Origin of the sequence: Micromonospora musae (genome assembly GCF_003626545.1) — a bacterium.
GTDB lineage: Bacteria > Actinomycetota > Actinomycetes > Mycobacteriales > Micromonosporaceae > Micromonospora > Micromonospora musae.
This window is the reverse complement of record NZ_RAZS01000025.1, coordinates 1-2,821: the sequence shown is the minus strand read 5'-3', so window position 1 is coordinate 2,821 and position 2,821 is coordinate 1. Positions and strand designations below refer to the sequence as shown.

3 protein-coding genes are annotated in these 2,821 nt (G+C 74.2%); all 3 read right to left on the bottom strand.

From position 1 onward, the window contains the following. Positions 1-13: 13 nt before the first annotated feature. Positions 14-376, bottom strand: a complete 363-nt coding sequence (locus tag D7147_RS32030) for a DUF742 domain-containing protein (RefSeq protein ID WP_120684475.1) — start codon at positions 374-376, stop codon at positions 14-16. 110 nt (positions 377-486) lie between these two features. Further along, positions 487-894, bottom strand: a complete 408-nt coding sequence (locus D7147_RS32025; protein ID WP_120684473.1) for a roadblock/LC7 domain-containing protein — start codon at positions 892-894, stop codon at positions 487-489. Beyond that, positions 891-2,821, bottom strand: a 1,931-nt coding sequence (locus D7147_RS32020; protein WP_147437493.1) for a sensor histidine kinase, incomplete at its 5' end; no start/stop codon positions are given. The genes D7147_RS32020 and D7147_RS32025, both read right to left, overlap by 4 nt.

Here is a 2,821-nt window from a genome sequence, read left to right as displayed (position 1 = left end):
CCCCCCGGCGGGGTCATAGCCTGCGAAGTCCACTTAGCACCCTTCCCAGCAGTTCCATCCGCTCCTCGAATCCCTCGACGGGAGCAGCAGTGTTTAGCGTCAGCAGGCCCTCGGTCACCATGTCGGCGACGAGCACCCGGGCGACGCCGAGCGGCATCCGGGTGTAGGCGGCGATTTCCGCCATCGACTGCGCCCGGCCATCGCAGACGGTGGCGATGCGGTGCTTGTCGTGGCCGGCGAAACGGGACTCGGCGACCTGGGTGGGCGTGGCCATCAGAACGGCCTCCAGGGCGATCTCCTGCCGAGGCTCCGTACGGCCGCGGGTGACCGCGTACGGCCGCACCAGCGCACCGCGCGGGTCACGTCGGGGCTCCATCCGCGATCACCTCCTCTCCGTACCGGTGCCCGGCGGCTCCGGTCCCGTTCCTGTCCCGTCGGCTCTGCGCGGTCGTCGCGCCCCGGGCTTCTGCACGCACCGCGCTGCGGCTACGAACGCACCGCGTCGCGCGGTAGCGGCACCAGCGCCGCTCCGACCCGCTCGACCAGCAGAGCCATCTCGTAGCCGACCTGGCCCACGTCACAGCTGCGCGCGGCGAGCACCGCCATCGACGAACCGTCACTGATCGACATCAGGAACAGGTAACCGCTGTCCATCTCGATGACGGTCTGCAGGACGCCTCCGGCACTGAACATCCGGGCGGCACCCTCGGTCAGGCTCACCACGCCGGAGGTGATCGCGGCGAGCTGGTCCGCCCGGTCGCCGGGGAGATCCCGGGAGGAGGCGAGCAGCAACCCGTCCGCGGACACCGCCACCACGTGGGCGATGCCAGCCACGCTGTCGGCGAAGTTGGTGAGCAGCCAACCCATGTCCTGAATGGCCGCTGGCCTGTTCATCGGGTCTCCTTGTTGGAAGTGTGGTTCTGGTCCGTCCCGGCCGCCCGACCGCGTTGCACACCGCGGTGGTAGGCCGACAACAGACCACGTACGTCATCCGGGGAGCGCCGGCTGGGCTCCCGGCCGCCGCGCGGCTCGATGCCGCCCGGCACGAGCTGCGCCTGCGGAACGCGCTTGGGCAGCCCGGAGCGGGTGGTCCCGCCGTCGGTCGGCTCGGCCGCCTGGCTGGCGCGTGACCAGCCCTCGTCGGCCGCCGTCCGCCAGGCGTCCGCGTCGACCGCGGGCGCCGGGGCCGCCTGAGCGGGTGCGGGCGGCGCGGGTGGCGTGGGCGCGGGCTTGGCCGCCGGCGGAACGTACGACGGCGGTGGCGGCTGGGCCGGGCCCGCCGTGCCACCGACACCGGGGGTACGGGTCGGCAGCGGAGTGGTCGGCGAGGTGACCGCCGCCGGCCTGGCCTCGGCCGACGCCCGGGCACCGGACGCCGCAGCCGGCGGCTCGTCGAACTTCGGGCGGGTGAAGATCGCGGTCGCGTCGTTGCCGTGCGACCGGAACCAGACCGCCTCCATCTCCCGGAAGATCGGCGCCTCGGCCACCGGTTCGGGGCGGGCGGCGATCGGCGTCGGCGCGGCGGCCGGCGGCATCGCGGGCGGGGCCGGCGGCATGGCGGGCGGCGCCGGTGGCATGGCGGGGGCGCTCGGTCCGGCGTACGAGCCGAGCGAACCCGTCCCCGACTGCGCGGGCGGCAGATCGGCGGCCTCGGCGCCCGGCGCGCGCCGGGGCAGCGGCGTGAGCGTCGGGTGGGCGGCGGTCGGGTTGTCGACGCCGAACCCGTCCGCCGCGTACGGCTGGGCCGGTGGCGTGGTCAGCCCGCCGGCGTTCACGGTCGGCGCGGTCTCCCGGGCGTCCACCGGAGCCTGCCACGGCGCCGGGGCGGGTGGGCTGGTGCGCCACTCGTCGGGCAGCGTGGCCGCCGAGGTGAGCCCGGTACGCGGCTCGGCGAGCGCGACCGGCGTGTGCGGCGCCCGCTCGACGGCCATCGGCTGACGCGGGCGCGGCGGGGTGAGCGCCTGCTCGCGACCCCGGGTGAGGCTGGGCAGCACCACCGTGGAGTTCGGCAGCGTCACCTGGGCGACGGTGCCGCCCTCGACGTTGCGGCGCAGCTCGACGCGGATGCCGTAGCGGGACGCCAGGCGGCTCACCACCGCCAGACCCATCAGCCGGAACGCCGCCACGTCGACCGTCGGTGGGGCGGCCAGTCGGCGGTTCAGCGAGTCGAGCTGCTCGTCGGTGAGGCCGAGCCCCCGGTCCTCGATCTGGATCAGCACGTAGTCGCGGATCCGGCGGCCGTCGGCGACCACGATGGTGGTCGGCGGCGAGAACCGGGTCGCGTTGTCGAGCAGCTCGGCGACGAGCCGGACGACGTCGTTGACGGCGTGCGCGGCGACCGAGATGTCGGTGTCGACCGTGCCGAACTCGATCCGGTTGTAGAGCTCGACCTCGGACTGGGCGGCGCGCAGCACGTCCACCACCAGGGCGTCGTCGCGGCGCGGTACGGCCGAGTCGGCGCCGGCCAGGACCAGCAGGTTCTCGTCGTTACGGCGCATTCGGGTGGCCAGGTGGTCCAGCTCGAAGAGCTGCGCCAGCCGCTTCGGGTCCTCCTCGCCACGCTCGATCGCGTCCAGCTCGCCGATCATCCGGTCGACCAGGGTCTGGCTGCGGCGAGCCAGGTTGAGGAACATCGCCGAGACGCTGGTACGCAGCGCGGCCTGCTCGGCGGCGACCCGGACCGCCTCCCGGTGCACCACGTTGAAGGCGGAGGCCACCTGGCCGACCTCGTCGCGGTTGGAGAGGTTGATGGGGTCGCGGACCTGCTGCACGATCTCGTCGACCCCACCCTCGCCGACGCTGCCCATGTTCTGCAGGCGCT

Bases quoted from the DNA above. Each gene is read 5' to 3' on its own strand.
- D7147_RS32025 (WP_120684473.1), bottom strand. From the start codon at position 894: ATGAACAGGCCAGCGGCCATTCAGGACATGGGTTGGCTGCTCACCAAC.
- D7147_RS32030 (WP_120684475.1), bottom strand. From the start codon at position 376: ATGGAGCCCCGACGTGACCCGCGCGGTGCGCTGGTGCGGCCGTACGCG.